The sequence below is a fragment of the Micromonospora sp. NBC_00898 genome (genome assembly GCF_045207895.1).
Lineage (GTDB): Bacteria > Actinomycetota > Actinomycetes > Mycobacteriales > Micromonosporaceae > Micromonospora.
Genome location: NZ_CP108775.1, coordinates 3,832,984 through 3,858,228, shown reverse-complemented (window position 1 = coordinate 3,858,228; position 25,245 = coordinate 3,832,984). Strand labels below are relative to the sequence as shown.

Below are 25,245 nucleotides of genomic sequence, written 5' to 3'. Positions count from 1 at the left end.
TTCGCGGCGGGCTCAGTCCTGTAGGTCAGCGGGTTGGGCCTGGTCGGCGGGTAGGGACACGGTGAGGTAGACGGTCTCGCGGCTGGTCTTTCCGCTGGTGGTGTGGGTGCGGGTGGTCCGGATGGCCTGCTCGGCGTGGGGGAACGTGATGCCGCCGGGGGTGTGCACGGTGATGGCTTGACGGTGCGGGTCTCCCGGCGTCCGTGACCGCGGTCGCGGCGACGGTCCCCGACGGGGACGCGCGGCCATGGCAGATGCTTGAGCTGGGCGTGCACGGTGGGCTGGTTGCCTTTGACCGGAATCATCAGATGGGCGCCGCGGGCGGCGATCTGTTCGGCGTGGGCGGTTTGAGTGTGGAGGGCGTCGGCGATGAACAGCAGGCCGGTCAGGCTGCCGAGCACGGTCTCGACGGCGTCGAGCAGCGGTGTGAACGCGGAAATTTCGTTCGATTTCGCGTCGACGGTGACCTGGGCGATGACGATGCCGGTGCTGGTGTCCAGCGCGGACAGCAGATGGACCTGGCGGCCGTCGCCGCGGCGGGCTCCGCGAAGGGTCTTGCCGTCCACGGCGATCACCGTCCGGTACCTGCGTGGCCGGGCAGGGACCTGCCGAGCGCGAGTCTGAAGCCAGCCGGCCAGGACGGTTGCCAGTTGACCGTCGTCGAGGCGGGTCAGCAATCGCCACACCGTCGTGCCGACGGGCAGCCCACGGTCGAAGCCGAGCCGGTCCCGGGCCTGGTCGTCGAGGTCGTGGAGCCAGTCAGTGATCGCGGCGAACGACGACGCCCCGGCCAGCACGGCGCAGACCGCGACGGTGAGCAGCCCGGCCAAGGGGGTAACGCACCCCACGCGGGTCGCGGGGATCTGTGACCGCTGACAAGGCGTGCAGCGGTCCCGCTTTCTCACCCTCGGTGACTGCGGAGGGTGTCGTAACGGGGTTGTTGGTGACTGCGGACAGTGCCGGGATCGGGCATGATGACATCGGCGGGTGAGGTCCTCGGGGTGTCGTGAAGCGTAGAGAACTCCATGATCACCCAGGCGATCTCACCCGCTCTTCCCGCCTCCACAGAGGCCACTCACCCCACAGATCCCGAGCTCAACGCACCCACCGCCCGACTACGCAATCGCCCTGAGCGGTGGTCATGGATGCGTCGATGGAGGACGCGATCCTCCTCATGCCGCCACCGCCGAACTCCAATGACCGGACGAGACGATGATCTGCTTCCAACCCGACCGGTGGTGGTCATGACCGAGCTGCTCCGGGGGCCGATGGCCCTTGCTGGTCTGCTCCGATAACGCTCGGTGAGTCGTGGGCACAGTTGGGCACCCGTGGTCAACACCGGGCGGCGATGGGCAACAGTCGTCGCTGGGCGCGGATCGCATGCTCGATTTGTGCTCCACCGGTCGGAGCGACGGCGGCGGACACCGGTGACGTCCACTTCACCGGCCGTACCCTGCGCCTGCTCGACGATCCGGAGACGGCCTTCGGGGCGGTCGCGTCGACGCTGCGCGACGCCGACGTCACGCTGCTCAACCTGGAGACGGCGGTGACCGACCGGGGCACCCCGCAGCCGAAGACGTACCACTTCCGGGCTCCGAAGACCGCCTTCGCGGCGCTGCGCGCGGCCGGGGTCGACGCGGTGTCGATCGCCAACAACCACATCCTCGACTACGGCCAGCAGGGGCTCTTGGACACCCTCGACGCCGCGACGGAAGCCCAGTACCCGGTGTTCGGCGCGGGCCGCGACGCCGACACGGCGTATGCGCCCTGGTTTACCACCGTACGAGGGCTGCGGATCGCGGTGCTCGGCATGTCACAGGTGCACGACCTGGCCGGGTCGTGGCGGGCGACGGACACCCGACCGGGGGTGGCAATGGCGTTCGATCCCGCCCGGGCCACCGCCGCGGTGCGTTCGGCGCGGGAGCAGGCCGACCTGGTCATCGTCTTCATGCACTGGGGCGTCGAGGGCAATTCGTGCCCGAGCGGGGAGATGAAGACGTTCGCCGGAAGGCTGTCCGCGGCCGGCGCCGACATCGTGGTCGGTACGCACGCGCACACGCTGCTGGCCGACGGCTGGCTGGGCCAGACCTACGTGCACTACGGCATGGGCAACTTCCTCTGGTACGGCGATTCGCACAGCACGGACTCCGGCGTGCTGAACCTGGTCGTACGCGACCGGACAGTGGTGGACAGCCAGTTCGTCCCGGCGACGGTCTCCGGCAGCGGCCAGCCGGTGCCGGCCACCGGGGTTGGCAAGCAGCGCATCCTCGACAAGCTCGCCACCGCACAACGGTGCACCGGCTTGGCGGCGAAGCGCCCCGGATAGCGCAGCGGACAGCGCCTGGCCGCCCCCACCACATCGATGACCTCATCGACAAGATCAAAAAACGCAACGTCGACATCGCTACCGCGAAAGCCAGCCCCGACCCCGCCCACCCGCGCCAGCGTGAGAGGAGTGCGACCCACCGGGCCTGCCACCATCGCGCGTATCCGCGCGACCCTGCGCAAGGCGTTCAACGACGCCCTCGCCCGCAAAGTGGTCAGCGGCATCCCGGGCCCTGCCACCCTGGTCAAGACCTCCAATGCTCGGGCCAAGCCGATCGTGTGGGAACCGGAACGGGTCGAGAGGTGGAGGGCCACGGGTGCGGTCCCCGGTCCGGTCATGGTCTGGACCGACGACCTCCTCGTCCAGTTCCTCGACTACGCCGCCGACCACGGCCCCGACCTGCACCCCCTACTGCATTTCATGGCCTACCGCGGAACCCCGCCGCGGTGAAGCGTGCGGCCTCCTCGACGCCGAAGTCCGCCTCGGCAAGGCCGAGGTCAGCATCGTCAACCAGATCGCCACCCACGGCTACGAAACCCGCCAGAAACGGCCCAAGAGCGACGCCGGCAACCGCGATGTCATCCCCGACCCGACCCGACCCCGCCCCCGACACCGTCGCCGTGCTCACCGCCTATAAGGCCCGCCGCGCCGCCTGGCGCCTCGCCGCTGGCACAGACTGGCCAGACACCAGGCTGTTCTTCGTCCGCCCCGACGGCAAACCCTGGCACCCCAACGCCGTCACCCAACGCTTCCGCCGCCTCGTCAAACGAGCCGGGCTGCCACCCATCCGCCTGCACGACCTGCGCCACGGCGCCGCCACCCTCGCCCTCGACGCTGGCGTCGACATCAAAGTCGTCTCCGACCAACTCGGCCACTCCACCACGACACTTACCAGAGCGTCGTCAAGCGGCTGCACCATGAAGCCGCAACCGCCGTCGCCGGCAGGATCAGGAACAAGCGGCGCCGTACCGCTTGAGCGGCCGACCTGGGTGATGGGTTGAAATATTGGCTCAGGGGCTCTGCGGTACTTTCTTCACCAACACCGATCGGTGAACCGGTGGAGTCCCTGCCGCGTTGCCGGACGTCTTTCATGAGGCGACAGCCGATATCCACATTGGAGGCCATGATTCGATGAGTTCCTACACCATCACCATCGCCGCTGACGATCCCAGTCGAGCGATCACAACCCTGAAGGTCGAGGTGAACGACACCACCCCGCGCATCACCGAACTGGTAGTTCGCGCCGGGCAGGGCGACGGGCTGACCGCGGGCCAGATCCCCGCGGTCGACCTGGACCTGCTCTTGAGGGCGATCGCGCCCGCCGCCGATGGGCGGCAGGCGATAGCCACGCCGCCCATTGCCGTACCCGACGAGGCGCCCGCAGCCGACGCCGTGCCCATTGGCGACGGTGAGCCCGCCGCCGAGCCGACAGCGGTCCAGCCCACCGCCCCTACCACGGGTGCGGATGAGCCGGCTACGAGTAACCCTGAAGGCGCTGGTGCGGTGGACGTCGTGGTGCCCAAGCAGGCGTCACCGGCGACCACGGCAAGCAAAGCGAAGAAGGCCACCCGGGCGTCAGGCGCCGGCGCGACCCGCAGCCGACCGGGCAAGCCGAAGACCGCAACGGGCGCCAAGGCCACGACTACGGCGGCGAAGGCCACGAAACGGACCGCCAAAGGCGGGTCCTCCGGAGGCGAGGGACGGGTGTACCGGCGCTCACCGGCCGATCTCGACGCGGTCTACCAGCAGGCCGGCAGTGTGACGGCTGTCGCCGACCATTATGACGTGCCCCGGCACACCGCCCAGGGGTGGATCCGCACGCTGCGCCGCCGGCAAGCCGGGCCAATTTCTGAGTAGGGAAACGGGTACCAGGTCGGAACGGGCCAACAGGGGTGTCGCTTCAAGGCGCGGGATAAGACCTGACGGCGGGGGCCATCGACGTGCTGCGACAAGCTGTCAGTCTGTCGTCTCCGTCGCGGGCGGCCGGTACTGGTAGACCTTGTGCCTCGCTCTCCAGTCCGCGGCGTGCCCGATTCGGCGGGCCATTGGCCTCTCCTTCACGGGCTTGATCAGTCACCCTCGAAGCCGCGGAACGTGCCGGACTCGTCGGCGGCGTCGGCAAAGTCGGCGAAGTCCATGTTCGCGATGGACATGTTGGCGGAGACTTCGGCATACCAGCGGGGCGGCACCCGGAAGGTGCGGCCGGGCTGGTCGTAGAGGTCGACGGCGAGCAGCGGGTGTTCGTCGTCGGCCATGGTGGTCGAGTCGGCGAGGAACAGGTAGGTCAGCTTGTCGTCGTCGTCCGCGTCAGCATCGGCTTGGACCAGGGCATGGATGCCTACCCGGGCGTACTGAGGGTCGCTGACGAAGGTCGCGTTGGGGTAAGGGTCTCCGAAGATGAGGGCGGCTTTCAGTGCGTCCCACGCCGCGTTATCGGTGAAGTCGGTACGCAGGACCAGCGACGTGAGGTCTTCGGGTTGGGGCAGAGGAGTCACGACTGCGATCCTTTCAGCCCGTCGCCGCCGCTGAGATTCGGGCGCTTCTTGCCCCCCGTCTTCCGATCACCCTTGCCGTCCACTCACCAGCCTCCTTCCGCAACCTCTCCTGAAACCTGCGACCATGCGGCATACGAACACGCCTACGGATGGTCAGAGTGACAACCAGGCCGGTTCAGGTAAGAGAGACAGCCGCTGTCGACTTGCCGCAGAGTGCGGATGTGCCCTTCCCCTCGTAGCTTCGGGGGGACCGCCCGCGGAACGCGGTGCTGAGAACGCACCTCGGAGGCCAAGGTGGCTGTCGTTCCGGACCCTTCCCTCATCTCCAGCCTGCTTGGCCTGGCCGGCGGCTTCCTGCAGCTGGGTGCCGCAGCGGTCAGCCAGGCGACGCTCGTCGTCGCCGGACGGCGTGGTGCCTGGGAGGGGCGACACTCCTGCTACGAGTGAGCCGCGGTGCCGGGTCAGCTCCGATGGCAGCTACGTGCGGGTGTCAACTGGGAGGGCCGCTGGTGGGGGGACGACGTCGCGCGGCGGTTGCGGCGTGGGGCGGGCCTGGGCGCGCACCAGGTGGTGCAGCACCATCAGGGGAGCCACGCCGGCCGGGTACCAGGCCAGGTCGACGGGGTCGAACTGCACACCCAGCGTCAGCCTCGCCGCCAGGCTCCGCGCCGCCAGTTCGGCCGGCACCCCGGTCAGCTGCGTGCACTCCACTACCCAGCAGAAGCCGGTGGTGACCGTCCCGGTCGGCACCGGCGCCATCCGCGGCGACAGGAACAGCACGCCGGCCCAGACCATCGACGCGTACAGCGCGGTGCCGGAGTACTGCCGCAGTGCCCCGTCGTCAACGACGCGGATCAGCAATGCGAGGCCCAGGAACAGCAGCGCGGCCACCGGCATGAGCAGCCGCACCGTACGGGCCGTGATCGGCATTCTCGCGATGGTAGCCACCGCACCAACGTACGGGTCCAGCGCCGATGCCGGCGCGGCGGCTACATCGGCACGAGTGCGGCGGCCAGGTCCGCGGCGGACACCGGCGTCCACGGCGCCCCGGCCGGCCCGTCGAGCAGCAGGGCGGCCGAGCCGTCGGCCACCTCGCCGTCGAGAAGCGCCGTCAGCCGGTCCTGGTCCACCGTCGCGACGAACGTCTTCGCGGCCTGGGGCAACGGCGACGTGCCGTCCCAGGCGTCGCGGGCCGCTGCCGCCCTGACCGCGGCCACGGTCTCGGCGCCGCGGCCGACCGGCACCTGCGTGGTGGTGCCGTCGGCGTGCGCGACGACGATCCGGTCGGCCCGCGCCGAGGCGTGCCAGGCGGCGAGGTCCAGCCGACCTGCGGGTGGGGACCTGGCACCGGCGCCGGCCTTCGACTGTGCCGCTCAGCGGGCCTTCTTCGTTGCCCGCTTGCGGGGCGGCGTCAACAGGTCGGCGATGGCCGCGATCGCGGACGGCACCAGGCGGTAGTACGCCCAGACGCCGCGCTTGTCGCGCTCGAGCAGGCCGGCCTCGGTGAGGATCCGAAGGTGATGACTCACGGTCGGCTGGGAGAGACCAAGCGGCGCGGTCAGGTCACTCACGGACGCCTCGCCCTCCGGAGCGGACTGGATCAGACTGAGCAGCCGCAGCCGGGCCGGGTCGGCGAATGCCCTCAGCACTCCCGCGAGCCGCTCGGCATCGGCACGCTTAATCGGCTCGCCAGCAAGCGGCGAGATAGCAGGCGTAGCAGTTTTCGCAGTTCCCACGTCTGCCATCGTTCCACCAACGCCATCGATAGGCCGGTGGAACCAGGACCAGTACCCCGATGGCCAGCAGTCCGGGCGGTGTTGGTACACCCGCAGGTCGCGTCCACGCCGGTGGTCAACCGCGGGCGTGATCTCGTACAGGCAGGCCTGCCACAGGACGGTTTCCCCGCCGCCGGGGACGATGTGCCCGTCCACCTGGCCCGCCGCGCAGCAGCACGTCCACCCATTCGACCGGTACGTGTTCTCCGGGCAGGGGGCGTGCGCTACGAGCACCCTATATGCCCGGGCCGGCAAGGGCTGCGGATGCAGGCCGGGTCCGCTCGTTAGCTGCGTACGCGTGCAGCCGGTCCCCGCGCCGCTGCTTGACGCGGGGACCGGTGGTCGGTGGCCTGCGGCTGGGGCTGCTCCACCTGCGTGTGGCCGTGGCCAGCAGCCGGGCGGCGGCCCAAAACCCGATTTACGAGCCTCACAGGATGCTGAAGGTGACGCCCAGCGAGGTCGTCACCGACGCGGCCCCGGTCTACCCCGCTGTGCTCGACGACCTGATCCCCTCGGCCTGGCACCACGTCGAGCGGCACGCCAACAATCCGATCGAGGCCGATCACGGTCAGCTCAAACGCCGGCTTCGCCCCATGCGCGGGCTCCGGACCGACCCAACCGTATAAGTGATCATCGCCAGCCACTCGTTCATGCAGAACCTACGACGCGGGCACTACGAACTCGGGCTCGACAGTCAGCGCAAGCTCCGAGTCGCTACGGCGTTCAGTGAGCTCGCTCGGGTGATCTGACCCCGGACCCGATCCGGCCTGACCGCGTCTCCCGATCAGATAACGCAACGGACCCCTCCTGAGATGTGCGTACGGGGGTGGGGGAGTGCGGGTCGGCCGTCACGCGTCGGCGCGTTCGGCCCGTTCGGCGGCGAGTTGTAGCGCCACGTCGATGATCATGTCTTCCTGTCCGCCGACGTATCCGGCTTCGGCGACCCGCTCGAGGATCGCGTGCGCGGGCACGTCGTACCGGGCCGCGGCGTGCTGGGCGTGCAGGAGGAAACTCGAGTACACCCCGGCATACCCCTGCACGATCGCGGCGCGGTCCGCCCAGGGCAGTCGGGGCAGGTACGGCCGCACCACGTCGTCGGCACTGGCCAGTACCTGCTGTACGTCGATGCCGGTGGTCACGCCGAGGCGGTCCAGGGTGGCCGTGAGGATCTCGGTCGGCGCGTTGCCGGCGCCGGCCCCGAGCCCGCACAGTGCGCCGTCGAGCTGCCGGGCCCCCTGTTGATGGGCCAGCACCGAGTTGGCGACGCCGAGCGAGAGGTTTTGGTGGCCGTGGAAGCCGACCTCGGCTTCCGAACCGATCTCGGCGATCAGCGCGCGGATGCGCTCCTGGGCGTCGGCGAGCACGAGCGCCCCGGCGGAGTCGACCACATAGACGCACTCGGCACCCGCGTCGACCATGATCCGCGCCTGCGCCGCCAGTTCCGCCGGGGCGGCCCGGTGCGCCATCATCAGGAACCCGACCGTCTCCATGCCAAGGTCCCGGGCGATGCCGAAGTGCTGGACGGTGACGTCGGCTTCGGTGCAATGGGCCGCGATCCGGGCGACGGAGGCGCCGGCGTCGTGCGCGGCGCGCAGATCGGAGAGGGTGCCGATCCCGGGCGCGAGGAGGACGGCGATCCTGGCCTGGCGGGCCTCCTCGACGGCGGCGCGGATGAGCGTGATCTCGTCCACCCGGGAGAACCCGTAGTTGAAGCTGGAGCCGCCGACGCCGTCGCCGTGCGAGACCTCGATAATCTCCACGCCGGCGGCATCGAGCGCATGTACGGTTCCCCGCACCTGCTCCTCGGTGAACTGGTGAGCCATGGCATGGCTGCCGTCCCGCAGGGTCGTGTCGGTGATGCGTACGTCCCGTCCGGTCGCGTCGCTCGTCATGCCGCCGCCGCCTGTGTCTGCCGGGCGAGCAGTTCGCCGACCCGGGCGGCCGCGGCCGTCATGATGTCCAGGTTTCCGGCCCATTCCGGCAGGTAGTCGCCGTTGCCCTTGACCTCGAGGAAGACCGCCACCCTGGCCTGGCCGGCCCATTCCGGGCGGGGCGGGTCGAACTGTGGTTCGGCCCGCAGCGTGTAGCCGGGGACGTACTGCTGGACGTCCGCCACCATGCGATGGATGGATGCGCTGATCAGCTGCTCGTCTGCGTCCGCCGCGATCGCGCAGTAGACCGTGTCCCGCATGATCATGGGCGGTTCGACCGGGTTGAGGATAACTATGGCCTTGCCCTTGGCCGCTCCACCCACGGATTGGATGGCGCGCTGGGTGGTGCGGGTGAATTCGTCGATGTTGGAGCGCGTGCCGGGTCCGGCCGAGCGTGAGGCCACCGATGCGACGATCTCCGCGTACGGGACGGGGGTCACCCGTGCCACCGCGTGAACGATGGGGATCGTCGCCTGACCGGCGCACGTGATCATGTTGATGTTCTGCGAGTCCAGATGGTCGGGCAGGTTGACCGCCGGGCAGACGATCGGCCCGATCGCCGCTGGCGTGAGGTCGACGGCGAAGATGCCCGCGTCCGCGTAGCGGGGAGCGTGGGCGAGGTGCGCCTTGGCCGAGGTCGCCTCGAAGACGATGGTTGGTGGTTCCGGCCGGGTCAGCAGCCAGTCGACACCGTCCACGCTCGTCTCCAAGCCGAGGTCTGCAGCCCTGGCCAGCCCTTCGGACGCCGGGTCGACGCCGACCATGTAGCGAACGTCGATGGTCGGCATGCGCCGGAGCTTGGCCAGCAGGTCCGTGCCGATATTTCCTGGACCGACGATCGCTGCGATCGCTTTGGTCATGAGCGCACCCTTCGTAGTCGCCATGCTCGTGATCACGCCCTAGACGGTCCATCGCGGAGGCCCCACAATGCAACGTATGAGTCCCGTTCATCGGAACGAGGGGGAGATCTCCGCCGTTGGTCGCGTCGCCGCGCTGCTGAACGCTTTCGGCTCGGGCGAGGGCACCGTCCGGGTGGCTGAGTTGACGGCGGCGACCGGGTTGCCCAAGACGACCGTCCACCGACTGGTGCGGGAGATGATCCGGTGCGGGTTGCTGGAGCAGGATGGCGCCAGAGTCCGGCTCGGCTTGCGCCTGTTCGAGCTGGGGCAGCTGGTTCCCCGGCCGCGGAGCCTGCGCGATGCCGCCCGGCCGTACATGTCGGACCTGCATGAGGCCACCCGGCATACCGTCAACCTCGCCGTCATGCGGGACGACCATGTCGTGTACGTCGAGATCGTGTACGGCCGCGACGGGCTCCGGTTGCCGATCCGGCCGGGTGGCAGCCGACCGGCGCACGCGACCGGCGTCGGGAAGGCGATCATGGCCTTCTCCCCGCCCGCGACCATCGATGCCCTGCTCACCGCGGGCCTACCCAGGGTCAGCGCGCGTACGATCACCGCCCCCGGGCTCATGCGCAAGGAACTGGAGCGGATCCGCGCCGCAGGCGTGTCCTACGACCGGGAGGAGTCGGCGCCGGGGGTCGTCTGCGCGGCCTCCCCGGTGTTCGGCCCCGACGGCGAGGTGCTGGCGGCGCTGTCGGTCGCCGGGCGGACCGGACGGATCAACCTGACCCGGGTCGATCAGGCCATACGCACCGCCGCGCTGGCGATCTCTCGAAGCCTCGGGGCCACCCCGCGACGTACTCAGGTCAGCCCCGGCCCACGAACGGCATCGCCGTCGCCATGACCGTCATGAACTGCACGTTTGCGTCCAGTGGCAAGCCCGCCATGTAGCGGACGGCGGTGGCGATGTGCACGGCGTCCATTGTGGGCTCGACCGCGGTGGATCCGTCGGCCTGAGGGACGCCCTCGGCCATCGCGGCGGTCATGTCGGTGGCCGCGTTACCGATGTCGATCTGCCCGCAGGCGATGCCGTAGGGACGTCCATCGAGGGAGAGCGACTTGGTGAGGCCGGTGATGGCGTGCTTGGTCGCCGTGTAGGCGACGCTGTGCGGCCGCGGGCTGTGCGCCGACAGCGAGCCGTTGTTGATGATCCGGCCGCCCTGCGGGGTCTGTTCCCGCATGAGGCGGAAGGCCGCCTGCGCGCAGAGAAACGCCCCGGTGAGGTTGGTGTCGACCACCATCCGCCACTGTTCCACGGGCAGTTGGTCGATGGGCACGGGCGGGGTGCCGATACCCGCGTTGTTGAAGAGCACATCCAGGCGACCGAAACGGTCCCGTACCGTCGCGAAGAGCGAACGCACCGACTCGGGATCGCTGACATTCGTCGGCACGGCGAGCGCTGCCTCCCTCGCGGCGGCGCTTTGTGCGATGGTCTCGCGTAGGCGTTCGGCCCGGCGGCCGGCGAGGACGACGGTAAACCCGGCGTCGAGCAGGGCGAGCGCGACCAGACGTCCGATGCCCGATCCCGCACCGGTGACCACGGCGATCCTGTTCATCTGACTCCTAGTGGTTGTCCCTGGGGACGTCGGCGCCCCGGCATCCGACCAGGAAGTCGAGGTCGGCCCCCTGGTCGGCCTGGAGCACGTGGTCGACATACAGACGCTGATATCCGCCGGCCGCGGCCGGAGCGGGGGGTCGCCAGTCGCCGGCCCGGCGGGTGAGTTCGGCGTCGGGTACGTCGAGGTGGAGGCGGCGGGCCTCCACATCGAGTTCCACGAAGTCCCCGTCGCGGACGAGGGCCAGCGGGCCACCAACGGCCGCCTCGGGGGCCGTGTGCAGCACCACCGTGCCGTACGCGGTGCCGCTCATCCGGGCGTCGGAGATCCGGACCATGTCGGTGACGCCGCGGGCGAGCAGCCGTCGCGGCAGCGGGAGGTTCCCCACCTCTGGCATGCCCGGGTAACCGCGCGGACCGGCGCCCTTCAGCACCATGACGCAGCTCTCGTCGATGTCGAGGTCAGGGTCGTCGACCCGGGCGGCTAGGTCCTCGACGCTCTCGAAGACGACCGCGCGGCCCCGATGTTTCAGCAGGGCGGGTGTGGCGGCCGAGGGTTTGATGACCGCGCCGCCGGGCGCGAGATTGCCGCGCAGCACGGCGATGCCCGCCCGCTCCTTGACCGGAGCGTCCAGACCGCGGATCACCTCCGGGTTCCAGCAGGGCGAATCCGCGGTCTCCGCGCCGATCGTACGTCCGGTGACGGTCAATGCCTCCCGGTGTATGCGGTCGCCGAGCGCCCGGATGACCGCGGGGATGCCGCCCGCGTAGAAGAAGTCCTCCATGAGGAACCTGCCGGAGGGCATCAGATCGACCAGTAGCGGCAGCGCGTGCCCGAGCCGGTCGAAGTCATCGAGTTCGAGTGGTACGCCGATCCGCCCGGCAAGCGCGAGCAGGTGGACGACGGCGTTCGTGGAACCGCCGATGGCGGCGTTGACGACGATGGCGTTCTCGAACGCCTGGCGGGTGAGGATCCGCGATATGCGCAGGTCCTCGCGCACCATCTCCACGGCGCGGCGGCCGGCGTCCTGGGCGAGTACGAGACGTCGCGAGTCGGCGGCGGGGATCGCCGCGTTGTCCGGCAGGCCCATGCCGAGCGCCTCGACGAGGCTCGCCATGGTGGACGCCGTACCCATGGTGTTGCAGTGCCCGGCGGACCTGGACATGCAGGCCTCTGCAGCGAGGAAGTCGTCCTGGCTCATCCGTCCCGCGCGGACGTCCTCGGCCATCGCGAACACGGTCGTGCCGGAGCCGACCGGCCGGCCGCGGAAACGGCCGGTGAGCATGGGACCGCCGGAGACGACGAGCGTGGGGAGGTCGCAGCTGGCCGCGCCCATGAGCAGCGCCGGCGTGGTCTTGTCGCAGCCGCACAGCAGCACGACGCCGTCCAGCGGGTTGCCGCGGATTGACTCCTCGACGTCCATGCTCACGAGATTGCGGAAGAGCATGGACGTCGGCCGGATGATCGTCTCGCCGAGGGACATGACGGGGAACTCGACCGGGAATCCGCCGGCCTCGTAGACGCCCCGCTTGACCGCGTCCGCGACGCCGCGCAGGTGCGCGTTGCAGGGGGTGAGCTCGGACCAGGTGTTGCAAATCCCGATCACTGGGCGCCCGTCGAACATGCGGTGCGGGACACCTCCGTTCTTCATCCATGACCGGTGTGCGAAACCGTTGACCCCCTCGGCGGAGAACCAGGCGTGCGAACGCAGCTCATCGGGCATCGGCGTCACCTTTCGGATCGGTGAGACCGAGCATCTCCCTGGCCTCGGCCGGCGTGGCTGGCTCCATGCCGAGTTCGCGGATGATACGCACGGCCCGCTCGACGAACTGGACGTTGGTGCCGAGCATGCCCGGCGCGTACCAGAGATTGTCCTCCAACCCCACCCGGACGTGCCCGCCGAGCAGGAGCGCCTGCGTGGTGGCGGGCAGTTGCGCCGGCCCCATCGCGCTGACGCTGAAGAGGCTGCCGGCCGGCAGGAGATCCACCATGTCCTGCAGGACCCTAGGCGTGTACGGTATCGCGCCCTGGAACACCTTTTCGAGGCCGAGCACGAGGTTGACGAAATGCGGTGGCCGGTCCCAGCCCTCGCCGATCAGCGTGGTGATCTCCTGCAGGATGTGGGTGGGGCTGAAGGCCTCCCACTCGGGCTTGATGCCCTTCTTGGCCATCAACCCGGCCAGCTCACGGCTTTGCGATGGCGAGGTGACCATCACTGTTTCCCGTCCGGCCACGGTGGCGGAGGTAGTCATCGCGTCCAACGTGCACATCTCGGCACCGCCGTCCAGGCCCTTCAGCCGCTCCGCCCAGCGCACCTCGTACCGGCCGTCGACGGTCCGGGCAACCATGTCGCCGTCGGTGCCACCACCGGTCGAGTTGTTCAGCACGACATCACACCGGTCCCGGATCAGATCGTTGATCCGCCGGTAGACGTCCGCAGCGCAGGTGGCCTCGTCATCCTCCCGCCGGGCGTGCAGGGCCGCGACGCTCGCTCCGGCCTGGTAGCACCGGTAAACGTCGTCGGCGATCTCCTTCGGCTGCGTCGGCAGGTTCGGGTGGTGTTCCTTGGTCAGCAGGCCGCCGGTGGGCGCCACCGTGACAATCACCTTGCGAGGGCTCACCGCGCGCCCGCTTCAAAGAACAGCGCCACGGTGACCGCACCGGGATCGAGTACGCCGCGGGCGGCTTCGCCCACGTAACTCGCCCGTCCCCTGCGGGCCACCATGGCCTCGGTCGCCTGTGCGCCTGCACGGGCGGCGCCGGCGGCCCGCCGTAGTCCCTCGGACAGCCCGGTGCACTCCGCGGATGCGGCAGTCAGGGCGTCCGCGGCGGGCACCATCGCGTCGACCATGGTCTTGTGTCCCACCTCCGCCCCGCCCAGGCGCCGCACGGTGGCCGCTCCAGCGCCGGTCGCGGTCGCCACCGCTTCCAGATCGGCGGGTTCCTGCTCGGCCGTGGCGCGGGCGAACTCCCGGAACCACATGCCGAAGAGCGGGCCACTGGTGCCACCGGTGTGCAGGAACGCGGTCGAGACCCGGGCGAAGACGTCACTCACCGAGCCAGGTGGCCCGTCCGCAAGCGCCGTCCGGACCCGCCGTAGCGCTGCTGTCAGATTCGTACCGAAGTCGCCGTCGCCGCTGAGCCGGTCGAGCTCGGCCAACTCCTGCCGGTCGGCTTCGAAGCGCGCGATGAAGTCCTCGATCCACCGCACGGCCCCGGCGGAATCCAGTGTGTCGTCCAAGGAATGTCCTTTCACCACGTCAAGGCCGGGGTGCGCACCGGGGCGTCCCACAAGCCGCACAGCTCATCGGTGGCGCGCAGCAGGGTGACCGAGCAGCCCGCCATGTCCAGCGCCGTCACGTAGGAGCCCACCAGCGACCGTGCGACGGTGACGCCGTGGCTACCGAGGATCCGCACCACTTCCCGATGGGCCAACGACAGCTGGAGCGGATGGGTGGACCCGAGCCCGTTGACGATGGCGATCACCGCGTCGCCGCGACGCAGTCCGAGCGCTTCGATCACCGGCCGGGTCAGCTCGCCGAGCAGGTCCTGCGCCGGGCCGTAGGGCCGGCGGCCGATGCCCCGCTCGCCGTGGATGCCGACGCCGAGCTCGATCTCCCCGGAGTCGAGGTCGAACGAGGGTCGCTGCTGCCCCGGGTGCGTACAGGGAGCCAAGGCCAGCGCCATGGTGCGGGCGGCGGCTGCGACGCGGCGGCCGAGCATGGCCACCTGGCTGAGGTCCGCGCCGCGCTCGGCGGCCGCCCCGCAGATCTTCTCGACGGCCACCACGGCGGCCGTGCCGCGACGGCCGGGACCCCCGTCCGCTGCGCTGTCCGTGGCGAGGTCGTCATCGACGAGCACGGTCTCGACCTTCCGGCCATCATCGGTCGCCAGCTCGGCCGCGATGGAGAAGTTGAGCACGTCACCGGTGTAGTTCTTCACGACGTGGACGATGCCGTGACCGCGGTCGACCGCGTCGGTCGCGGCCTTGATCTGGTACGCCGTGGGGCTGGCGAACACCTCGCCCGGCACCGCAGCGTCGAGCATGCCGTGGCCCACAAACCCCGTGTGCAGCGGTTCGTGCCCGGAGCCGCCGCCCGACAGCAGCGCCACCTTCGGCGCCGGGGCATCGGACAGGCGTACCACGAAGCTCGGCTCGCGATTCCAACGGATCAGGTGCGGATGGGTGTACTCGAGACCCTCCAGCGCCTCCGCCACGAAGTTCTGCGGATCGTTCACGAACTGCTGTACGGGCACGCGCTCTCCCTCACCTGCGTCCGAGGTACGCCACGACGGCGCCCTCGACCCGGTCCCCGACGACGAACCCCACCCGCTCCGCTGCCCGGTTGACATAGGAGATCACTCCGTTCTCCCAGGTGTCGAGCCCGTCGCTGATCTCAGCGGACAGATGACCGACCCCGACGCCGGGGATGCCATCGGCGTCGATCGCCTTGAGCCCTGCCACGCCGGCGTCCTCCTTGCCGAACCCCGCGTCGTTGAGGACGACGCAGGCGCAGCCGTGGGCGCGCGCGGCATCGCCCGAGGCCATCCCGCCATTGGAGGCGGCTACCACCACCTGATCGCGATCCTCCGGCCGTACCAGGGACATGCTGTCCATGACGACGACCTTGCGGCCCCCGGCCTCGTACACGACGGTCCTCAGCATCGCCGATCCCCTTCCCCGCGTGTTCGCGCGGGCCAGGTAGTCACGAAGCTGGTCGCGGACCAGCCCGCCGACGCTGAGGCCCGCGCACCGGGCCGTCTCGTTGACGAAGGTGATCACGCCGGTCTCCCAGACATCCATGCCGTCGCCGATGCGTGCGGAGGTGTGGCCGACCGCGACCCCGAGGATCCCCACGGCGTCCACCTCCTGCAGGCCCGCGATCCCGGCGTTGTTCTTGCCGAGTCCGGCGTCGTTGCCGACGACGCACGCGACCCCGACCCCGCGGGCGTACTCGCCCGCGCTCGCGCCACAGTGGGACCCGGTGACGATGATGTTCCCCGCGTCCTCGTCGGTCGCGAAGGAGATCGAGTCCATGACGACTACGCGGCCGCCCGGATACTCGAGCACCACGGTGCGACGGGCGGTGCTGGTGTCCGCGGTCATCGGGCTATGCCCAGGATCTGGCGGGCCTCGGCAACGTCGGCGACCTCCCGGCCGAGGCTCCGCGCGAGTTCGACCACGTGCCGTACGAGGTCGGCGTTGGTCGGACAACCGAGTTCAGCGTACGGGTGGTCACCCAGTCCGACGGCGATGTGTCCGCCGCGCCGGATGGCGGTCGCCGCGACGTCCAGCACACTCCCGCCATGGGTGAGCACGCCCCACTCCACCCGCCGGTTCGCAGGCAGGAAGGCGAGTTGCGCCTCGAGCCCGGCGACCGTGCCCGGGTGCGCCGCGATGAACTCGTCGCCACCCAGGACGATCTCGACGAGGGCGGGTTCCGCCAGCGCCCCCATGTCGAGGAATGCCTCGATCGTCCGCAGCCAACTCACGTTGAACGAGGCCAGCCCGGGCTTGATGCCCAGCGCCCGGGCCTGGTCGAGCAGGAACTCGATCGTGGCTATGTCGTTGACGAACGACCGGTCCTTGCTCTCGAACCGCTTCGCCACACGGTCGTAGCGGTCCATGTTCACACAGCCGGTGTCGACTGCCAGTACGTCCGCAGTGGTGGCCGGATCGGACAGGTTGTCCACGACGTTGGCCAGCCGCTGCCTGGGAGAGGCGCCCGGGGAATTCGCCAGGACCGGACCGAGCAGGATGTCGCAGCGGGCCCGGATCTCCCGCATGATCTCCGCATAGGTCTCCGCGTCGTGGGCCGCGCCGCCCGCCGGCGTTCGCGCATGGAAGTGCGCCAGTGACGCGCCCGCCTCGGCGCACGCCGCGACGTCCCGCGCGATCTCCTCAGGGGTCCACGGCACGTGCGGGTTCTCGTCCCGCATCGCGTACTCGTTGGGCCGGACCTCGATGATGAGCTTGTTCACCCGATCACCTCCGAACGCCGGGGCAGGCTCCAGCCGGCGCCGGCCAATTGCCCGCCATCCACACCGAGCGTCTGCCCGGTCACGAAGCTGGACCGCTGCGCGTCCAGCAGGAAGCTGATCGCGCCCGCGATCTCCTCCGGTTGTGCATAGCGCCCGAGCGGCACCGCCTGGGTGATGGCCGCCCGGACCTCCGGCGTGTGCACCGCGCGGACCAGCGGGGTGTCCGTCGCACCAGGCGCGACACAGTTCACCCGGATGCCGTACTCGCCAAGCTCGACCGCCATCACGTTGGTCAGCGCGATCACCCCGCCCTTGGAGGCGCTGTACGCCGTCCGCCCGGGACTGCCCCGCAGCCCGGACACCGAGGCGATGTTGACGATCGAGCCACCACCGGAATCCCTCATGATCCGGGCGACCGCCCGGCCGACGAGGAACGTGCCGACGAGATTGACCTGGAGCGTGTGCTGGAACGTCTGCGCCGAGGTGTCCAGGAACGGCGAACCATTGCCGATCCCGGCGCAGTTGACCACGCCGTGGATCGGCCCGACGTCCGGTGCGATCGTCCTGACCAGCGCGTCGACGGCCCGCTCGTCCGTGACGTCGAGCCGGGCGAGGTGGAGCCGGGCATCGGCAGGCGGCTCCACCCGCTCAAGGGCGTCGGGATCCCGGTCGGCGGCGACGACGCTCCACCCCTCGACGAGCAGCCGGTGAACCGTGGCCAGTCCGATGCCGGAGGCGCCGCCCGTCACGATGGCGGTTCCTGGATCGTCCATCAGTGGCCTCCCCCGATGCGTTCGGCACCCGACCGCTGATCGCCGACGTGTCGGGCGTGATCGAGTGCAGTGCTCATCTCCCGGATCGGATCCCTGCCGTCCCAGTCCACGGCAGCCGCCGCGATTCCTCGGAACAACGCGCCCTTCGTGCCGCTGACCTCGGACAGCTCGATGACGGCGCCGGGCTGACCGGCCGCGGTGAGGTAGACGAACCGCTCGTCGGGACCGCCGCTGCCCGACCGGCCCGTTTGCATGACTTCTCCGCAGGCCCCGCGCAACCGGTCCAGGTCTGAGTCGAACCGCTCCGTCCAGTACGCGACGTGGTGGAGCCCCTCCCCGTACGTGTCGAGGAACTCCCGGAACGCCGACGGGGCGGAATTGTTCTGTTGGATCAGCTCGATCTGCAGGTCACCGCTCTGCGCGAGCGCGACACTGGCCTCGGGCGAACTGGGGCAACCGCGATAGCGGAAGTCGTGGAGCGTCAGCCGCGGGGTGAAGAAGAAGGGCCCGACTCCCAGCACGTTCACCCAGTGGTCCATCGCCCGTTCGATATCGGTGACCACGTAGCCCACCTGCCGTACCGAGCCCAGGAAGCCGCTCATGGCTTCGCCCCGGAGACGGGTGCGGGCTGGCTGACGACGGGCCCTACGGTCGGCGCGGTCCCGCGGGCCAGGGCGCGGCCCAACGCCACCACGATCATCCCGGCGATCAGGAGCGCGACCCCGTACCCCGCGACGGCTCCGCCGAATCCGCCCGTCGCATCCTTGAGGATGCCGGTCACCTGGGGACCGAAGTAGCCGCCGATGTTGCCGAGCCCATTGATCAGTGCCAGGCCAGCGGCTGCCGCCACTCCGTTGAGGAAGGCCGAGGGCACTAGGAAGAACACGGACAACGCGGTGTACATGCCGATCGCCGCGATGCAGAACCCGACCATCGCCAGCGCGGGACGGTCCAGGGAGACGGCGGCCAGGCCGAAGCCGGCGGCGCCGACTCCGGCGGGCAGGGCGAAATGCCAGACCCGTTCGCCCACGCGATCGGAGTGCCGGCTCCACAGCAGCATCGGGACGACCGCGAGCAGTGGCGGAACGGCGGCCAGCCAGCCGATCTGGAGGGTGCCGGCCCCGAAGGTCTTGAGGATCTGCGGCAGCCAGAAACTGTAGCCGTTCAACCCGAAGGTGACGCAGCTGAAGGCGACGACCAGGACCAGTACGCGCGGATCGGTCAAACCCCGGATCGGCGAAAGCGGGTGGCCCTGCCGCGCGTGGCTCTCCCGCTCCTCGGCGAGAGTTCGTACCAGCCATTGGCGCTCGTGGTCGGTGAGCCAGGAGGCATCCGCGGGCTTGTCGACGAGAACCCGGTAACAGATGACCGCAAGCAGGATCGCGGGGATCCCGGTGAGGATGAACAGCCAGCGCCATCCGGCGAGACCGGCCATGCCATCGGTGAACTGCAGAATGTGTGCGCAGAGCGGAAGGGTAACCCCCGAAACGGCGATGAAGGCGACGAGCGTCCCGAAGACGCGACCGCGTACCCGCGCCGGGAACCAGAGCGTCATGAAGAACAGCACGCCCGGCGAGAATCCGGCTTCCGCCACGCCCAGCAGGAACCGCGCGACGTAGAGGCTGATTTCGTCCTGGATGGCGGCCATGCCGATGGTGACGATTCCCCAGGTCACCATGATCCGGGGAATCCATCGCCGGGCTCCGACCTTCGCCAGGATCAGATTGCTGGGAACCTCGAGCAGCGAGTAGCTCCAGAAGTAGATCCCTGCGGCGAAACCGAACGCCGTGGCGGAGATGCCGAGGTCGCTGTTCATGGTCAGCGCGGCGACCCCGATGTTGAGCCGGTCCAGGTACAGGATGATGTAGCACAGCCCGAGGAACGGCAGGAACCGTCTCATCAGCTTTCGGATGACTCTGGTCTCGAGGTCGTCGGTCATGGGTCCACCTTTGGGGTCGGCGAGGAAGGGTGGGTGGAGCTGCCTTCTGGTCTGCGCGAGAGTTCCGTACTCGCCCGCGGCTCAGCAGGTGCCGCTGGCCTGCGGGAACGTTGTCTGGTGGCGAGATACTCCGCGCAGCACGGCTTCCCAGGCAAGCAACGTGTCCCGATGATCGGTACCCACCCGCAACTTCACTGTCACATCGCCGAAACCCGGACCGGCGCGATCCGCCGGCGACGAGCGCAACGGGTGCCTGCCTGCTGGTCCGCGCCGCCGCCATCGCCTCGGAACCCGCGTCCTTCGGGTGCAGGTGGTCACCCGAGTCGTACGCCGCCACCATCCGCTCCGGCTGTGCCGGGTCGCGCAGCACCTGGTCGAAGTCGACCACCGCGTCGAACGCGCCGGACGTCCGGATCCAGCCGTTGACCGCCACCCGGACCGCCTCGCGTTCCGGCGTCCAGCTCGACCAGCCCTGGAACGGACCGATCGTGGCTCCGATAACCGGGAGACCTGCGTCGTGGGCGGGCTGGATGATCTGCGGGTACCTATGGGTGAGCTGCTCCGTAACTGCTCAGCTGGTTCTGGGTAGCCTGTGGGGTTCCAAAACCCTGTCATCATCGGTCTGGGCTGGGCTTCTACGCGGCTCGTTCGTATTCGTTGATGAGCCCGCCGAGGGCGGGCCGGCGTTTGATCCGTTCCTGGGTCAGGTCGACGACGGGGCGATCGGGGCGTGGAGGCTGCAACTGCAGGCCGAGCCGCCCGGCGGGGCCGCTGTCGAGCCGGCTGACACGCCGCCTACGTGTACACCTCCGACATGGGGCGTAGCTTCCGGGCGGTTGAGGCACCGCAATTCGGGATGGTTGGCCTCAACCAAGGCATCGTGTCCAACCCCGCAGCCCTATCTGGCGGAATGAGGCAGTCCGGGGTCGGACGAGAGGGTGGCCGAGAGGGCATCGAAGAGTACCTGGAGACCAAGTACGTCGCCGCAAACGTGTCGCCGTGAGTACAGGACGGACCTGCACGCGCAGACCTCCCCGCGGGTGTTCGGCCGGGCCTCCACGCGGGTCGACGGACACCGACCAGCGCGGAAACCTACAGCCAGCCGCGCCGGGCGGCGTGCAGGCCGGCCTGGAATCGTGTCCGCACCCCGAGCTCGCTCATCAACCGCCGGACCCGGCGCTGCACGGTACGCAGATGCCAGCCGAGCTGCCGGGCGATGGCGTCGTCGGTCATCCCCGCGGCGAGGTAGGTGAGCAGGCGTTGGTCGTCCGCGTCGAGCTCGTCGCCGCTCGACCCGGTGGCAACCGGCACCGAGGTGCGCCAGATCGCGTCGAAGAGTCCCCGGAGCGCGACCAGCAGCGACGAGGAATGGACGACGAGTACGGCGTCCGTGGTCGCCGGGTGTTGCAGGGAGATCATGCCGATCCGGTCGTCGGCGAGCAGGAACTTCACCGGTACCGCGCCGACCCGGGCCTGTTCGCCGCGCCGCATCATCGCCTCGATCGCGGCGAGCCTGCCCGGCAGGTCGAGGACGGTGGTGTCGTACACGGCGCGGAACCGGACCCCGGAGCTGAGCTGTTCGACCTCGTACGGGTTGGTGTCGGTGAGGTACGGCGGCCGATCCAGCGCGCACAGCTCGGTCCGGGCGGCGCGTTGGATCTGGCACCAGCGCTGGAACACGGCCTCGGCGCCCCGGACGACCTCGACCACGTCCTCCGGTGCGGCGGCGCGGCGGCCCGACCGGTACCGCTCCAGGATCTGACCGGTCAGCAGCCGGGTACGGCGCAGCTCCTCCTCCTTGGCCCGGATCAGTACGTCCAGCGCGATGTCGGGCGCGGCGGCGGTGTACCGGACCGGCCGGCCGGAGAGGGCGACCACCAGGCCCTTGGCGCGCAGGCTCGCCAGGGTCGCCGCCATCGCGCGGGCCGACAGGCCCTCACTGTCGCGCAGTTCCGCGGCCGCGGCCGGTGGGCGGTCGACGAGGGTCTGCCAGATCGCCTCCTCGGCGCGGGTCAACCCAAGTGCCTCGAACACGTCGCCTCCTGCTGGTTTTGCGGCAGTGCCGCATTTCAACCACGGCAGAGTCTTCCCTGATCTTCAGGTCGCGTGCCAGTCTCGCGCTGACTCGTTGATCAGTGAAGTGGACAAGAGGAGTGCGCGTGAGACCCACGACTCGGCCGCCTGCCGGCATCCGGCCCCACCGGAGGGCGGCCGCTGCCGTCATCACCACGGCGCTCGCGGTCGGCGCCGCCGTCGTGGGCCAGCCCGCGCAGGCCGCCTCGCCGGCCCCGGAGACCACGACGGCCGCGACGCCCGCGGCGATCGTGCCGGGCGTACCGGCCGACGACACCGTCACCGGCACCGCAACGCTGGTCACCGGCGACCAGGTGACGCTGGTCCGGGACGAGGCCGGCACGCCGTCGGTGACGTTCCAGCCGGCTGCCGGGCGGGAGGGCATGCCGTTCCTGCAGCGGACCGAGCACGGCCAGGTCACCGTCACGCCGTTCGACGCGCAGCGCCTGGTGGACACCGGCGTGCTGGACCGGGCGCTGTTCGACGTCACCACGCTGCTGCGTACGCCCACGCCGGCCGGCGAGCTGCCGCTGATCGTCACGTACGGCTCGGAGGCCGCGGCGGCCACCGCGGCGCCGCGACTGCGCGCCGGCGGGGCCGAGGTGGAGCGGGACCTGCCCTCGGTACGCGGCAAGGCGGTGGAGGTACCGACGGCGGGCGCGGCGGCGTTCTGGAAGTCGGTGAACCCGACCGCGCCACGGCAGGCGGCGAGCCTCGCCGGCGGGATCGCCCGGGTGTCGCTCGACGGCGTCGCCCAGCCGCACGACGTGGAGAGCGCCCGGCAGGTCGGCGCCCCGCAGGTGTGGCGGCGCGGCCTGACCGGCGCCGGCGTCACGGTCGCGGTCCTCGACACCGGGTACGACCCGACGCACCCCGACCTCGCCGGACGGGTCGTCGGCGAGAAGGACTTCACCTCCAGCCCGACCGGTACGAAGGACGACGTCGGGCACGGCACCCACGTCGCGACGATCATCGCCGGCGCCGGCCGGAGTTCCGGCATCGCGCCCGACGCGAAGCTGCTCATCGGCCGGGTCTGCAAGGTCAGCGGCTGCCCCAACTCGGCGATCATCGCCGGGATGGAGTGGGCCGCGGCGGCCGGGGCGAAGGTGGTGAACCTGAGCCTCGGCGGTGGGGCCACCGACGGCACCGACGAGATGTCGCAGGCGGTCAACAGGCTGACCGCGAAGTACGGCACGCTCTTCGTCATCTCGGCCGGTAACAACGGCCGCGACGAGAGCGTCACCGCGCCCGGGGCGGCCGCCGCCGCGCTCACCGTCGGCGCGGTCACCGACGACGAGCAGCTCGCCGCGTTCTCCAGCCGCGGCCCCCGGGTCGGCGACCACGCGGTGAAGCCCGAGATCACCGCCCCCGGGTACGCGATCGTCGCCGGCCGGGCAGCGGGGACGACTATCGGCTACCCGATCGACGACCAGTACATCCAGGCCAGCGGCACCTCGATGGCCGCGCCGCACGTGACCGGCGCCGCCGCGATCCTCGCCGCCGCGCACCCCGACTGGACTGCCGACCGGCTCAAGTCGGCGCTGGTGGGCGCCGCGGAACCGCAGGCCGACGCCACCGTGTACGGGCAGGGCAGCGGGCGGCTCGATCTCAACCGGGCGACCCGCCAGCAGGTGTACGCGGTCCAGCCGACCCTGACGCTCGGCCCGTTCACCGTCGGCGACGCGCCGGCGAACGGCACCATCACGTACCGCAATGACGGCCGGGACGCGGTGACGCTCGACCTCGACCTCGCCGCGACCGACCTGGCCGGCCGGGCGGCACCCGATGGGACGTTCACACTGAGCGCGAAGCACGTCACCGTGCCGGCGGGAGGCACCGCGCAGGTCACGGTCACCGCCCAGGCGGCCGGCCGGTACGGGGCCCGGGTCACCGCCACCGGCGACGACACCGTGGTGCAGACGGCGGTGTCGGCGTACGCGAACCCGGTGACCCAGCCGATCACGGTCAGCACCATCGACCGGGACGGGGTGACGAACGGCCGGACGTACGGCTTCCCGGTGTTGTTGACGAACCTCGACACCGGAGTCACGTACTCGGGGATGACGTTCGGCCGCCCGCTCAGTGGTGAGCTGCCGGCCGGCCGGTACGGGGTGTACTCCTGGATCCCGACCCGGTCCCCGGACCGCGAGCCGTGGTACCCGTCGTTCACCCTGGCGGCCACGGAGGTCAGCCTGGACACCGCCCGCGAGGTGGTGCTCGACGCCCGGGCCGGTGAGCGGGTCCGGGTCACCCTCAACGGCGTCGAGACCGGCATGTACACCGGCTCCGCGCTCGGCATCGCCGGCACCGGGACCGCGTTCGCGGCGAGCGCCCCGGAGGCGTACGTCGTACCGGCCGAGGTGCCCGGACTGGCGTACACCTCGGTGCAGTACCTGCGCGACGTACCTGGCAGCACCACCTGCGGCCCCGGTTCCCGGCGGGTCTGCAACGTGGCCGTGGCCAACCAGTCCGGCCCGGTCAGCTCGCACCCGGCGATCACCGACGCGGACCTGGCCACGGTGACCGCCGACTTCGGCTCGACCGGTACCGCGGGCACCGGCGACCGGGTTGACTTCGCGGTCGCGCCCGGCTCGTCCGCCCCGCCAGCCGAGGCCATCAACAAGGACGAGATCACGCTGCCCGGCCGGCTCACCTCGTACTTCTACAGCGCGGGTGGGGTGCGGTGGAGCTCGACGCTGTACCAGACGGCGCCGAAGTTCCTCCAAGTGCAGAACCAGAGCGTCCGGACGATTGCCAACGGCGGGACCCTGCACGAGGACTGGTACACCTCGGTCCTCGGCCCGGTGGTCGGCAGCGCGTCCGTCCGGTCCGGGAACGTGCTCAACTTCTCCGTGCCGCTGGTGTCGGACAGCGCGTCCGGCCACTACGCGAGTTCGACGTGGATCGGCGGCGTCGGCGAGACGGTGCTGTACCGGGATGGCCGCCTCGTCACCGGCAGCCTGCGGCCGGACAGCGCCGCCTTCCAGGTGCGGCCGGACAAGGGCCAGTACCGGCTGGTCTCCCGGACCACCGTGCCGGGCGCGATCCGCTCCACCCAGGTGGCGGCGGAGTGGACGTTCGAGTCGCGGTACGTCGCGGAGAGCATGACTCTGCCGTTGCTCGCCGTCCGGTTCGACCCGCGGCTCGACGGGCTCGGGCAGCTGCCGGCTGGCCAGACCGTCCCGCTTCCGGTCCGGGTCGACGGAACGGCGACCACCGCCCGCGTCCGCGAACTGTCCGTCGAGGTCTCCTTCGACGACGGCGCGACCTGGCAGCGGGTGCCGGTGGCGGACGGCTTCGCCACGGTACGGCACCCCGACTCGGCCGGGGGGTTCGTGTCGCTGCGGGCGTCCGCCGAGGATGTGCACGGTAACGCCGTCAAGGAGACGATCATTCGGGCCTACCGGCTGGGCTGACCGTCCACGGGTCCGGCCGGTCCGCCGGCCGGACCCGTACTGGCGGGTGACGCGTATCTTGGCCGCGTGACTACGGA

At 70.3% G+C, this 25,245-nt stretch carries 27 protein-coding genes and 2 pseudogenes; 9 read left to right on the top strand and 20 right to left on the bottom strand.

Going from position 1 to position 25,245, the window contains the following annotated elements:
• Positions 1 to 12 precede the first annotated feature (12 nt).
• Positions 13 to 168 (bottom strand): hypothetical protein, encoded by a 156-nt coding sequence (locus OG799_RS18860; RefSeq protein WP_406046513.1) that lies wholly within the window; start codon positions 166 to 168, stop codon positions 13 to 15.
• A gap of 71 nt (positions 169 to 239) precedes the next feature.
• A pseudogene (locus OG799_RS18855) lies at positions 240 to 797 on the bottom strand (ISAs1 family transposase); the annotation flags it as partial.
• A 551-nt stretch (positions 798 to 1,348) separates the two neighbouring features.
• On the opposite strand from OG799_RS18855, the gene OG799_RS18850 reads away from it, so the two are divergent.
• The 4 genes from OG799_RS18850 to OG799_RS18835 all read left to right on the top strand — a co-directional run bounded on the left by OG799_RS18850 (position 1,349) and on the right by OG799_RS18835 (position 4,183).
• Positions 1,349 to 2,326, top strand: a complete 978-nt coding sequence (locus OG799_RS18850) for a CapA family protein (RefSeq protein WP_406036494.1) — start codon at positions 1,349 to 1,351, stop codon at positions 2,324 to 2,326.
• 129 nt (positions 2,327 to 2,455) lie between these two features.
• Positions 2,456 to 2,776, top strand: a complete 321-nt coding sequence (locus OG799_RS18845; RefSeq protein WP_406036493.1) for a hypothetical protein — start codon at positions 2,456 to 2,458, stop codon at positions 2,774 to 2,776.
• Positions 2,777 to 2,901: 125 nt separating this feature from the next.
• A complete protein-coding gene (locus OG799_RS18840; protein ID WP_406036492.1) occupies positions 2,902 to 3,327 on the top strand; it encodes a tyrosine-type recombinase/integrase in 426 nt (141 codons plus the stop codon).
• Between the two features lie 130 nt (positions 3,328 to 3,457).
• Entirely contained in the window at positions 3,458 to 4,183 is a 726-nt protein-coding gene (locus tag OG799_RS18835) for a hypothetical protein (RefSeq protein ID WP_406036491.1), read from the top strand.
• A gap of 212 nt (positions 4,184 to 4,395) precedes the next feature.
• Here OG799_RS18835 and OG799_RS18830 read toward each other — a convergent pair whose 3' ends face one another.
• Positions 4,396 to 4,821, bottom strand: a complete 426-nt coding sequence (locus OG799_RS18830) for a DUF6924 domain-containing protein (protein ID WP_406036490.1) — start codon at positions 4,819 to 4,821, stop codon at positions 4,396 to 4,398.
• 294 nt (positions 4,822 to 5,115) lie between these two features.
• Here OG799_RS18830 and OG799_RS18825 point away from each other — a divergent pair, with 294 nt between their 5' ends.
• Positions 5,116 to 5,268, top strand: coding sequence for a hypothetical protein (locus OG799_RS18825; RefSeq protein ID WP_406036489.1), 153 nt, complete (start codon positions 5,116 to 5,118; stop codon positions 5,266 to 5,268).
• Positions 5,269 to 5,298: 30 nt separating this feature from the next.
• Here the strand turns inward: OG799_RS18825 and OG799_RS18820 are convergent, their stop codons facing one another.
• The 3 genes from OG799_RS18820 to OG799_RS18810 form a co-directional block, all read right to left on the bottom strand.
• On the bottom strand, positions 5,299 to 5,751 hold the full coding sequence (locus tag OG799_RS18820; protein WP_406036488.1) for a DUF2809 domain-containing protein: 453 nt from the start codon (positions 5,749 to 5,751) through the stop codon (positions 5,299 to 5,301).
• 59 nt (positions 5,752 to 5,810) lie between these two features.
• Entirely contained in the window at positions 5,811 to 6,065 is a 255-nt protein-coding gene (locus OG799_RS18815) for a hypothetical protein (RefSeq protein WP_406036487.1), read from the bottom strand.
• A 129-nt stretch (positions 6,066 to 6,194) separates the two neighbouring features.
• Entirely contained in the window at positions 6,195 to 6,566 is a 372-nt protein-coding gene (locus OG799_RS18810; protein WP_406046326.1) for an ArsR/SmtB family transcription factor, read from the bottom strand.
• Positions 6,567 to 7,030: 464 nt separating this feature from the next.
• Here OG799_RS18810 and OG799_RS18805 point away from each other — a divergent pair, with 464 nt between their 5' ends.
• Positions 7,031 to 7,222 (top strand): DDE-type integrase/transposase/recombinase, encoded by a 192-nt coding sequence (locus OG799_RS18805; protein ID WP_406036486.1) that lies wholly within the window; start codon positions 7,031 to 7,033, stop codon positions 7,220 to 7,222.
• A gap of 222 nt (positions 7,223 to 7,444) precedes the next feature.
• On the opposite strand, the gene dmpG is transcribed toward OG799_RS18805, so the two are convergent.
• Together dmpG and OG799_RS18795 are read right to left on the bottom strand one after the other, a co-directional pair.
• The gene (gene dmpG, locus OG799_RS18800) at positions 7,445 to 8,488 is read right to left on the bottom strand and encodes a 4-hydroxy-2-oxovalerate aldolase (RefSeq protein ID WP_406036485.1); all 1,044 of its coding nucleotides are present in this window, start codon (positions 8,486 to 8,488) and stop codon (positions 7,445 to 7,447) included.
• Entirely contained in the window at positions 8,485 to 9,387 is a 903-nt protein-coding gene (locus tag OG799_RS18795; RefSeq protein ID WP_406036484.1) for an acetaldehyde dehydrogenase (acetylating), read from the bottom strand. Before OG799_RS18795 ends, dmpG begins: the two co-directional genes overlap by 4 nt.
• Positions 9,388 to 9,463: 76 nt before the next feature.
• On the opposite strand from OG799_RS18795, the gene OG799_RS18790 reads away from it, so the two are divergent.
• Positions 9,464 to 10,273, top strand: coding sequence for an IclR family transcriptional regulator (locus tag OG799_RS18790; RefSeq protein ID WP_406036483.1), 810 nt, complete (start codon positions 9,464 to 9,466; stop codon positions 10,271 to 10,273).
• Here the strand turns inward: OG799_RS18790 and OG799_RS18785 are convergent.
• From OG799_RS18785 to OG799_RS18735, 11 genes and pseudogenes are all read right to left on the bottom strand, one after another.
• Entirely contained in the window at positions 10,236 to 10,985 is a 750-nt protein-coding gene (locus OG799_RS18785; RefSeq protein ID WP_406036482.1) for an SDR family oxidoreductase, read from the bottom strand. The two genes, OG799_RS18790 and OG799_RS18785, sit on opposite strands and share 38 nt — an antisense overlap.
• A gap of 7 nt (positions 10,986 to 10,992) precedes the next feature.
• Complete coding sequence (locus tag OG799_RS18780; protein WP_406036481.1) at positions 10,993 to 12,708, bottom strand: IlvD/Edd family dehydratase; 1,716 nt, start codon at positions 12,706 to 12,708, stop codon at positions 10,993 to 10,995.
• Entirely contained in the window at positions 12,698 to 13,591 is an 894-nt protein-coding gene (locus tag OG799_RS18775) for a 3-keto-5-aminohexanoate cleavage protein (RefSeq protein WP_406036480.1), read from the bottom strand. The genes OG799_RS18780 and OG799_RS18775 overlap by 11 nt, the downstream gene beginning before the upstream one ends.
• A gap of 11 nt (positions 13,592 to 13,602) precedes the next feature.
• A complete protein-coding gene (dhaL, locus tag OG799_RS18770; protein ID WP_406036479.1) occupies positions 13,603 to 14,226 on the bottom strand; it encodes a dihydroxyacetone kinase subunit DhaL in 624 nt (207 codons plus the stop codon).
• Positions 14,227 to 14,237: 11 nt separating this feature from the next.
• Positions 14,238 to 15,242 carry a dihydroxyacetone kinase subunit DhaK gene (locus OG799_RS18765; RefSeq protein WP_406036478.1) on the bottom strand — a complete coding sequence of 335 codons (1,005 nt, stop codon included), beginning with the start codon at positions 15,240 to 15,242 and terminating at the stop codon, positions 14,238 to 14,240.
• Positions 15,243 to 15,252: 10 nt separating this feature from the next.
• Positions 15,253 to 16,092 carry a hypothetical protein gene (locus OG799_RS18760; RefSeq protein ID WP_406036477.1) on the bottom strand — a complete coding sequence of 280 codons (840 nt, stop codon included), beginning with the start codon at positions 16,090 to 16,092 and terminating at the stop codon, positions 15,253 to 15,255.
• Positions 16,089 to 16,967: a 3-keto-5-aminohexanoate cleavage protein gene (locus tag OG799_RS18755; RefSeq protein WP_406036476.1), complete on the bottom strand. Its 879-nt coding sequence runs from the start codon at positions 16,965 to 16,967 to the stop codon at positions 16,089 to 16,091. The genes OG799_RS18760 and OG799_RS18755 overlap by 4 nt, the downstream gene beginning before the upstream one ends.
• On the bottom strand, positions 16,964 to 17,740 hold the full coding sequence (locus tag OG799_RS18750) for an SDR family NAD(P)-dependent oxidoreductase (protein WP_406036475.1): 777 nt from the start codon (positions 17,738 to 17,740) through the stop codon (positions 16,964 to 16,966). The genes OG799_RS18755 and OG799_RS18750 overlap by 4 nt, the downstream gene beginning before the upstream one ends.
• Positions 17,740 to 18,312, bottom strand: coding sequence for a VOC family protein (locus OG799_RS18745; protein WP_406036474.1), 573 nt, complete (start codon positions 18,310 to 18,312; stop codon positions 17,740 to 17,742). Before OG799_RS18745 ends, OG799_RS18750 begins: the two co-directional genes overlap by 1 nt.
• A gap of 26 nt (positions 18,313 to 18,338) precedes the next feature.
• Positions 18,339 to 19,679: an MFS transporter gene (locus tag OG799_RS18740; protein ID WP_406036473.1), complete on the bottom strand. Its 1,341-nt coding sequence runs from the start codon at positions 19,677 to 19,679 to the stop codon at positions 18,339 to 18,341.
• 256 nt (positions 19,680 to 19,935) lie between these two features.
• Positions 19,936 to 20,232, bottom strand: a pseudogene (locus tag OG799_RS18735) (GDSL-type esterase/lipase family protein); the annotation flags it as partial.
• A gap of 246 nt (positions 20,233 to 20,478) precedes the next feature.
• Between OG799_RS18735 and OG799_RS18730 the strand changes: the two are divergent.
• Positions 20,479 to 20,682, top strand: coding sequence for an aldehyde dehydrogenase family protein (locus tag OG799_RS18730; protein ID WP_406036472.1), 204 nt, complete (start codon positions 20,479 to 20,481; stop codon positions 20,680 to 20,682).
• Positions 20,683 to 20,771: 89 nt separating this feature from the next.
• On the opposite strand, the gene OG799_RS18725 is transcribed toward OG799_RS18730, so the two are convergent.
• A complete protein-coding gene (locus OG799_RS18725) occupies positions 20,772 to 21,713 on the bottom strand; it encodes a helix-turn-helix domain-containing protein (protein WP_406036471.1) in 942 nt (313 codons plus the stop codon).
• 125 nt (positions 21,714 to 21,838) lie between these two features.
• Here OG799_RS18725 and OG799_RS18720 point away from each other — a divergent pair, with 125 nt between their 5' ends.
• Positions 21,839 to 25,168, top strand: a complete 3,330-nt coding sequence (locus OG799_RS18720; RefSeq protein ID WP_406036470.1) for a S8 family peptidase — start codon at positions 21,839 to 21,841, stop codon at positions 25,166 to 25,168.
• The last annotated feature ends 77 nt before the right edge of the window (positions 25,169 to 25,245 follow it).

Bases quoted from the DNA above. Each gene is read 5' to 3' on its own strand.
- OG799_RS18850 (WP_406036494.1), top strand. From the start codon at position 1,349: ATGGGCAACAGTCGTCGCTGGGCGCGGATCGCATGCTCGATTTGTGCT.
- OG799_RS18840 (WP_406036492.1), top strand. From the start codon at position 2,902: ATGTCATCCCCGACCCGACCCGACCCCGCCCCCGACACCGTCGCCGTG.
- OG799_RS18835 (WP_406036491.1), top strand. From the start codon at position 3,458: ATGAGTTCCTACACCATCACCATCGCCGCTGACGATCCCAGTCGAGCG.
- OG799_RS18820 (WP_406036488.1), bottom strand. From the start codon at position 5,751: ATGCCGATCACGGCCCGTACGGTGCGGCTGCTCATGCCGGTGGCCGCG.
- OG799_RS18810 (WP_406046326.1), bottom strand. From the start codon at position 6,566: ATGGCAGACGTGGGAACTGCGAAAACTGCTACGCCTGCTATCTCGCCG.
- OG799_RS18805 (WP_406036486.1), top strand. From the start codon at position 7,031: ATGCTGAAGGTGACGCCCAGCGAGGTCGTCACCGACGCGGCCCCGGTC.
- dmpG (WP_406036485.1), bottom strand. From the start codon at position 8,488: ATGACGAGCGACGCGACCGGACGGGACGTACGCATCACCGACACGACC.
- OG799_RS18795 (WP_406036484.1), bottom strand. From the start codon at position 9,387: ATGACCAAAGCGATCGCAGCGATCGTCGGTCCAGGAAATATCGGCACG.
- OG799_RS18790 (WP_406036483.1), top strand. From the start codon at position 9,464: ATGAGTCCCGTTCATCGGAACGAGGGGGAGATCTCCGCCGTTGGTCGC.
- OG799_RS18785 (WP_406036482.1), bottom strand. From the start codon at position 10,985: ATGAACAGGATCGCCGTGGTCACCGGTGCGGGATCGGGCATCGGACGT.
- OG799_RS18780 (WP_406036481.1), bottom strand. From the start codon at position 12,708: ATGCCCGATGAGCTGCGTTCGCACGCCTGGTTCTCCGCCGAGGGGGTC.
- OG799_RS18760 (WP_406036477.1), bottom strand. From the start codon at position 16,092: ATGACCGCGGACACCAGCACCGCCCGTCGCACCGTGGTGCTCGAGTAT.
- OG799_RS18750 (WP_406036475.1), bottom strand. From the start codon at position 17,740: ATGGACGATCCAGGAACCGCCATCGTGACGGGCGGCGCCTCCGGCATC.
- OG799_RS18740 (WP_406036473.1), bottom strand. From the start codon at position 19,679: ATGACCGACGACCTCGAGACCAGAGTCATCCGAAAGCTGATGAGACGG.